The sequence below is a fragment of the [Flexibacter] sp. ATCC 35103 genome (genome assembly GCF_001975985.1).
Classification (GTDB): Bacteria; Bacteroidota; Bacteroidia; order Flavobacteriales; family Flavobacteriaceae; genus Flavobacterium.
On record NZ_MTQF01000014.1, the window covers coordinates 20,034 to 28,723 of the forward strand.

The window sequence follows — 8,690 nt, forward strand, 5'->3', positions numbered from 1 at the left end:
CGGCATTTTACAATTTAATTGGTCAGAAATTCGAAAGTTCTCATAAAGATTTATCGCTTCGTTATGTGATTTTTGGGGGAGAGTCGCTGACACCAATGAAATTAAAAGACTGGAAATCGCGTTATCCGCAAACCAGGCTCATCAACATGTACGGTATTACCGAGACTACTGTATTTGTAACCTACAAAGAGATTCATGATATTGATATAGAGCTTAATATTAGTAATATTGGTACAACCATCCCGACGCTTTCGGGCTATGTTTTAGACCAAAACCAGCAGCTTGTTCCCATAGGGATCATCGGAGAGCTTTACGTTGGTGGTTTAGGGGTAGGAAGAGGTTATCTGAATAAAGAAGAGTTAACCAGACAAAAATTTATTGAAAACCCGTTTGCCAAGGGAGAAAGACTCTACAGATCGGGTGACCTTGTGCGCATATTAGCCAATGGTGATATGCAGTATGAGGGAAGAATCGATGAACAGGTAAAAATTAGAGGATTCCGTATTGAACTGGGCGAAATCGAAAGTGTTATTTTAAGCCTTCCAAAAGTCAAAGAAGTAGCCCTTTTGGTCAAAGAAGATGCCTTACAGCAAAAAAGCATATTTGCATATGTAATCACGCGAAGCAGCGTCACGGTGGCATATTTTAGAAATGCACTAAGCAGCATCCTTCCGGAGTACATGATCCCGTCTTCGTTTATTGAGCTGAAAACCATGCCTTTGACGGTAAACGGAAAAATTGACAAAAAAGCGCTTTACAGTTTAGGCACCAATATAACTGATACAGGTGTAGAATATGCCGCGCCAACCAATGAAATAGAAGAAAAACTGGTTTTGATATGGCAAAAAATATTGGAAAAACAGGAAATAGGTATAAAAGATAATTTTTTTCATTTAGGGGGAGATTCAATTAAATCTATTCAAATAGCATCCAGATTAATACAAGAAGGATATTCGATAAATATTCAGGATATCATGAAATATCCAACAATAGAAACATTGTCTAAATGTGTTGTAAAACATACTGTTTCTGTAAATCAGGATCAAATTGAGCAGGAAATTAACCTGAGTCCGATACAGTCTTGGTTTTTTGAAAATAATACTTCACAATACAGTCACTTTAATCAATCTATTATATTAAAAAGTAATGCTCCGGTTTCTGAGGAGGCTGTAAGAGCAGCTCTTCAAATGATTGTTCGTCATCATGATGCATTAAGAATAGTGTTTAAAAAAAGTGATGAAGGCTGGATGCAAGAAAATAAAGGCGATGAGAGCCATTACTTTTTTGAAAGCAAAACTATTAATAACGAAGAATATGATGCGTATTGTGATGAATTTCAATCAACGATAAATTTAGAAAAAGGACCATTATTTAAAGCAGCCCTGCTTCGAAAAGACGAATCAGATTATTTGTTATTTGCATGTCATCATCTGGTTGTTGACGGTGTATCGTGGAGAATAATTTTAGAAGATTTTTCGACCTTGTATAATCAGTATCTGAACAATATCGAATTAAAATTACCATTAAAAACAAACTCTTACGCAGAATGGGTTGATGATCTGCTGCAGTTTTCTAATAGTTCAGTCATTGAAAAACAAGAAAATTATTGGCTGGATATTAAATCAAAAGGAGATTTTGCACAAAAACTGCCTTTAGATAAAGAAACAAAAATAAGCAGGTTTGAAGATACTGAAGTTTGCTCTGTTCAACTGAACGCCAATATGACTGATTTACTTATAACTAAATGTAATACTGTATATAATACTTCTATAGATGATGTTTTAATTACGGCATTAAGTTTTGCTTTAAATGATGTCTTTAATATCACAAAAACCACATTAAATCTTGAAGGACACGGAAGAGAGCCTATACATAATAACATTGATATTACCAGAACTGTAGGATGGTTTACTACGTTATATCCCACATATATTGCTCTAAAACATCCTGAAAATAATATAAACCAATTAATTGAAGTAAAAGAAACTTTGCACAGAATTCCTAATAAAGGCGTTGGATTTGGAATATTGAAGTACGTCCTGAAAAGTATAAAAATGGATTCTCCACAAATAACTTATAACTATTTAGGCACTTTTGGAAATGAAATTAATGATCAAAAAGGAGAAAATAACTTTGAATATTCTAATCAATATAAAGGACAAATTGTATCTCCAAATATGATAAGACATTCATTACTTGATGTATCCGGATTGATTGCAAACGGAAAACTAACGATTGATATCGGGTATGATAAAAACCAGTTTTTTGAAGAAACAATCGAAAAATTGATTACCAGTTATAAAAAGCACTTGGAAAAGTTAGTTTTAGATCTTTCGTCTAATCAAGAAAAGGAATTAACGCCGGTAGATCTTACCTATAATAAATTGAGTATGGAGCAATTAAAAAAATTACAAGAATCATTATTTAATAATAACTGATTGAAACCCTATATAAATCATAAATAAAAATAAAAAGCAGAATAATGATAGAAAATATTTACAAACTAACTCCATTGCAATCCGGCATATATTATCATTGGATAACTTCAAATGATAATTCACTTTATTTTCAGCAAATGAGCTATAGAATTAATGTGGAGATTGTTGATCTTCTAAAGTTAGAAGAAAGTTTTAAAATGATAATTGACAGATATCAAATATTACGAACCGTTTTTACAAGAGAAATAGAAGATCAATTGCTTCAGATTGTTAAAAAAACTGGAGAATATGATGTAGAATACCTGGATTTTACAGAAAAAAATGCTCTTGATCTGGCTGATTTTAAGATAGCAGACAGAAATAAAGGTTTTAATTTAGAAAAAGGCCCTTTGATGCGATTAAAAATCATCAAACTAGAAGAAGGCATTTTTGAATTTATATGGAGTTATCATCACATTTTAATGGATGGATGGTGCCATAGCCTTATTACAAAAGATTTTTTTAAGATATACAATGCATTATTAAACGGCAATGAGATAGACTTGGGTGAGGTAGCCCAATATTCGAATTATATTGTTTGGCTTGAAAATCTTAACAAAGAAAAATCACTAAACTATTGGGAAGATTATTTGAAAGGTTTTAATGCCTTGACAGGAATTCCTAAAAATCAGACTAACGCTCTTATAAATTCTGAGCCCAAATATGTACAATTTGATCTCGAATTTACAGACAGACTTAGAGAATCGTGTAAAGAACTGGAGATAACGGAGAACATATTTATTCAGACCGTGTGGAGCATTTTATTAGCAAAATGGAACAACGCTACAGACGTTTTATTTGGCATTATCGTATCCGGAAGACCGGCAAATCTGGATGGAATAGAAAACATGATCGGTTTGTTTATAAATTCGATTCCGGTTCGTGTACAATTTGAAGCGGAGGAGACTGCTAAAAATATTGCATTAAAATTACATGATATTTCAATAAACTCACTCGATCATCATTATAACAGTCTGAGTGAAATTCAATCAAAAACAAATTTAAAAAGAGGATTATTTGATCACTTACTGGTTTTTGAAAATTATCCTGTTGAACAAATGACGGCACAATCAACAGAAACACAACATGATTTTAAAGTAAACCATTCAGAAGTTTTTGAGTACACTAGTTATGATTTGTCATTAGATATTTGCTCTAATCAGTCGATTGATGTTAGAATGAGCTATAATCCTGCGACTTACAGCGACAGTCAAATGGAGCTTCTTAAGAGTAGATTTTTAAAATTAGCAGAAGAAATTCTGGATAATCCGGATGCCAAAGTACATGAAATTGAATGGGTATCACAAGAGGAAAAAGATGTTTTAGATATTTTTAATGATACACATAAAGATTTTGATAAGGAGAAAACATTCTTGCATTTGTTTGAATCGCAAGCTGAAAAAACGCCAAATGCAATTGCTGTAATTTTTGAAGATAAAAGCATTTCATATTCTGAACTTAATAAGAAGGCAAACCAGCTGGCAAATTACCTGTCTGCAAATAATGACATAAAAACAGAAGATCTAATTGGAGTGCAACAAGAGAGATCTGAAAAAATGATAATTTCAATTTTAGCGATTTTTAAACTAGCTGCAGCTTATGTTCCTATTGATCCTGAATATCCTCAGGATCGTATAGACTTTATAAAAAAATCATGTAAAATTGTAATTGATTCTGCCGTTTTTGAAGAAAAATGGGAAGAATCTCCGGCAGATAATCTGCCAGTTTCAATAGGTCCGGATAATTTAGCCTATGTTATTTATACTTCAGGAACTACAGGAAAACCAAAAGGGGCTATGATTGAACATCTTGGTATGATAAATCATATTCATGCTAAAATAAATGATTTAAACATTAGTGAGCAAAGCCGTATTGGACAAAATGCGTCACAATCTTTTGATATCTCTGTCTGGCAGGCTCTAACGGCTCTGGTTACCGGCGGTACGACCATTATTTACAGTAAGGAATTAATAGTAAACCCTTCTGACTTTTTAAAAAGAATACAAGAAGACAAAACAACTATTTTAGAAGTTGTTCCATCGTATTTGTCAATGATTTTTGACCTTATTGAATCAAAAGAAGTAAATAAGCCAGATTTTTCTCAATTAAAATTTATAATATTGACCGGAGAAACATTAAAGTTTAATTTACTGGAGAAATGGTTTAACAATTTCCCTGATATTCCGGTCATGAATGCTTATGGCCCTACAGAAGCTTCTGATGATATCACACATTACATCACGCATGAACTGCCAAAAACAGGCGCTGTACCTATTGGGAAACCAGTTCAGAATTTTTCTATTTACATAGTAGATGAATACTTCAATATCTGCCCTGTTGGAGTTAAGGGAGAAATATGCGTGTCAGGAATTGGTGTTTGCAGAGGATATTTTAATGAAAAAGAATTAACAGCTAAAGTATTTGTCGAAAATCCGTTTAGAAAAGGAGAACGAATGTACAAGACAGGAGACATTGGAAGATGGTCTGAAGACGGTAATATTGAATTTTTTGGACGCAAGGATTATCAGGTTAAAATAAAAGGACACAGGATTGAACTTGAAGAAATTGAAGTAAATCTAAATCTAATGACGGAAATTAAGCAGGTTGCTGTTATTGAAAAAAGCAATGATAACCAAAATGTAGTTCTGGTTGCTTATTATTCAGCGAATCAGCCTGAGGATATTGCAGCAATGAGAAATCATTTAAAGCAAAATCTGCCGGCTTATATGATTCCGTCTTTTTTTATACATGTAGATAAATTTCCATTAACCCCAAACGGCAAAACAGACAGGGAAGCATTGAAAGCATTAAATCTTACAGTAGAGAGAGAAAATTTAGAAGAAGAGCTTATTATGACTGCTACCGAAGAAAAACTGCTTGGTATCTGGCAAGATATTCTGGAGGAGAAAAATATTCGTTTAGATGAAGATTTTTTTGAACTGGGTGGAGATTCTTTTAAAGCGATACGATTAGTATCTAAGGTAAAAAATGCATTTACCGTAAATGATTTATATAACAATCCAACGATAAAAACACTGGCGGCTTTTATGGATAAGATCAGTAGTATGGAATTAAGAAGTGTATTGCTTGAAAAAATTTCGAGTGCTTCAGATGCTAAAATTGCTTTTGTTTCAGTACCTAATTCTGCGGGAGAGCCATTTAGCTATAGAGATACGGCTTTTGCATTGCAAGATTTAAATAATGAGGTTGATTTTTACGCAGTTAAACTTCCAAGAACAAGATTAAATAACGAAGAGATGTTTGAACAAAACAGAATTCGTCTTATTAAAGAAATTGTTTCAGAGATAGAAAGTCTTATTAAAGTTCCGGTTATTGTTTTCGGACAATGTAACGGTAGTCCGCTGGCTGTAGGAATTGCAGATTTATTAAGACAAAATAATTTTGATATACGCGCATTAAGTATTGGAGGTATGCTTGCACCTACAATGGTTTCAAACCAGCCCGATAAAAGAACTGATGCAGACATCATTGAGTTTCTTGGAAAAATTGGAGGAAAATATCCGGAGGTATCTCCTGATAAAGAGTTTTTTATCAATAATATAAGATTTGACAGTACCATTGCAACCTTAGGTTTTTACTATTACTGTAATTTAATAAAAGAATCAAACTTTAAGAAATTTGATTTTCCAATCTATTTCATTACAGGTGATAAAGATCCATTAACCAAAGGATATAGTAAAGAATATAAAAAATGGTATAACTACTCAAATGAAGTTGAGATGCATGTTATACCAAATGTTGGACATTATTTACTGCGTGATGCTGCCATGGAACTGGCATTTATTTTTAACAACATAGTAGAGAAAACGACTAAAGAATTAGAAATCCTTAAATAAAATTAATCTAAAAATTAAGTTATGCCATTTGACAAAAAACAATTGCCTTTTATATTCCTTCATGTTCCCAGAACCGGAGGTTTAGCAATGAGTAAAATATTTTTCAAGCTTTTTAAGGATAAAGAAATGTTCCTCATGTATGTTGATAATCCGGAAGGAGTTTCAAAAGATTCAGTAGAAAAATTTATCGGTCTTCCTCAGTTAGAAAAGGAAAAGATCTTATACCTGGGTGGTCATGCGAGTTTTGGATTACATCGATACTATGACCAGTTTACCTATTTTACGATGATACGAAATCCTGTTAAAAGGATCATATCTGTATATGGACTGGCATTAGGAGAGCCAGAACATTATTTGCACAAAATGACGATATCAAATCAATGGTCGTTAACGGATTTTGTAGAAAGTAAAATTTCAACAGAATTTGATAATGGAATGGTTAGAATGTTATCAGGAATAGAAAATGTTCCGTTTGGAAAATGTACTAACGAAATGTACGACAGGGCAATTTACAACTTTGATAAATATTTCCCTACATTCGGAATAACAGAGAAATTCTACGAAAGTGTTTGTTTATTAAATCTGACTTATGGATTAAAGATCGACAAGTTTAAAGAGAAAGTAAATACTTCTAAAGTGAATCTGTCTGAGGCACAAAAAACGGACGAAGTAATAGAACTAATTACAAAATACAATGAATTTGATTTAAAGCTGTATCAATATGCTAATGAGAAATTCGAGAAGATAAAAGCAAAACATACAAATTTTAACCAACAGCTTGAAGAATTATATATTTCAAATGCAAATTACAACGAGGAGCTAAAACCAACGCCGCTTAAGGCCTCACTATCTAAAATAAATAAACTCGTAAATGGTTTTTTCAAATGAAAAAAGAAAATAAGGGACTAATCTGGTTAACAGGTTACTCTTCTGCAGGAAAGACAACAATTGCCAACGAAATAAAGAAATCTTTAGACAGAGATGGACATAAAGTTATTTTTTTAGACGGAGATGATTTGAGAGTGATTTTGGGTACTATCGGTGAATATAAAAAAAATGAAAGGATTGATCTTGCAAAAATTTATTTCAGACTTGCAGATCACTTAGTAAGCCAAAACTATATTGTCATTATTTCTGCAATCGCGATGTTTGATTCTATAGCGGAATGGGTAAAAGATAATATCTTTAATTCGTTTCAGGTCTTAATCAATGTTCCGGCTGAAATAAGATTTTCAAGGGATCAGGAATCTAAAAATATTTTTAAAAACGGAATTATGAACGATGAGATTTATGACCTTCCTAAAAAACCTGATTTGATTGTAGAGAACTATAACATCGAGATAAATGAAGTTGCAAATAAAATAATTTCCTTTTTTTTCGAAAACACAGATCAGACCAAGCCTTCCATTCGCAGTAAATATTGGAATGAAGTATATGCTTCTAATAGGAGTCCGGGTTTTCCATCAGATTTTGCAAAACATACAATTGAAAAAATTACCAGCAATGAGACGTTGCTTGAAATTGGATGTGGTAATGGCAGGGATTCAGTTTATTTTGCTTCAAAAGCAGTCAAGGTTATTGGAATTGATATTTCGGAAGAATCTATAAATTATTGCTCAACAAGCTTTAGAAATGAGAATCTCGAATTTTATAATGGAAGTTTATCACAATTCTTTGATAGAAATAAGACGATCACATTAGATGTTATTTACTCAAGATTTGTATTTCATGCTATGACCTTAAAAGAAGAACTGCAAACAATTGATAAAGCGCATATTCTATTAAAAAAGGGCGGGAAATTTTTTATTGAATGCAGGTCTATAAAAGATCAACTAAGTTTGAAAGGAGAACATATAAGCGAAACAGAAAGAATTTTTGGACATTACAGAAGATTTGTAATTGCCGAAGAATTAATCCAAAGATTGCAGGATCATGATTTTGAAATACTTGATTTTGTTGAAGATAATGGTCTTGCAGTACACGTGACAGAAGATCCTGTTGTAATTAGGATTACAGCAGTAAAAAAGTAAAGTGTAACGAAAGCAAACTTTATAGTGGATAAAATCCAGGATGTTTTTATGCATCCCACAATCGAGAAAATCGGTAAGGTTATAAAAGCACATATCTGGCTTAAAGATTCAGAAAAAGCAGTACTTAAAAACAATATAATTGAAGTTAATTAAAAAGTATGATTGATTTAATAAATATACTAGCAGATAATAAAATTCACCTTTTTATTGAATCAGGATTGCTTAAAATCAGTACTGAAGAAAAAGAAGTTAATCCGGCAATCCTTGAAGAGATTCGCAGCAATAAAGAAGCGTTGATCCTTTATTTGTCAGATCAGGACAGTACA

Annotated in this window: 4 protein-coding genes; all 4 read left to right on the forward strand. The window is 32.4% G+C overall.

Annotation, left to right across the window (positions count from 1 at the left end; all coding sequences use genetic code 11):
* Positions 1–2,438, forward strand: a 2,438-nt coding sequence (locus BXU01_RS21965) for a condensation domain-containing protein (protein WP_165689822.1), incomplete at its 5' end; no start/stop codon positions are given.
* A 44-nt stretch (positions 2,439–2,482) separates the two neighbouring features.
* Positions 2,483–6,334 (forward strand): non-ribosomal peptide synthetase, encoded by a 3,852-nt coding sequence (locus tag BXU01_RS21970; protein WP_083695642.1) that lies wholly within the window; start codon positions 2,483–2,485, stop codon positions 6,332–6,334.
* A 21-nt stretch (positions 6,335–6,355) separates the two neighbouring features.
* The gene (locus tag BXU01_RS21975) at positions 6,356–7,222 is read left to right on the forward strand and encodes a sulfotransferase family 2 domain-containing protein (RefSeq protein WP_083695645.1); all 867 of its coding nucleotides are present in this window, start codon (positions 6,356–6,358) and stop codon (positions 7,220–7,222) included.
* On the forward strand, positions 7,219–8,364 hold the full coding sequence (locus tag BXU01_RS21980; RefSeq protein ID WP_083695647.1) for an adenylyl-sulfate kinase: 1,146 nt from the start codon (positions 7,219–7,221) through the stop codon (positions 8,362–8,364). The genes BXU01_RS21975 and BXU01_RS21980 overlap by 4 nt, the downstream gene beginning before the upstream one ends.
* The last annotated feature ends 326 nt before the right edge of the window (positions 8,365–8,690 follow it).

Coding starts and splice junctions, on each gene's coding strand:
- BXU01_RS21970 (WP_083695642.1), top strand. CDS start 2,483: ATGATAGAAAATATTTACAAACTAACTCCATTGCAATCCGGCATATAT.
- BXU01_RS21975 (WP_083695645.1), top strand. CDS start 6,356: ATGCCATTTGACAAAAAACAATTGCCTTTTATATTCCTTCATGTTCCC.
- BXU01_RS21980 (WP_083695647.1), top strand. CDS start 7,219: ATGAAAAAAGAAAATAAGGGACTAATCTGGTTAACAGGTTACTCTTCT.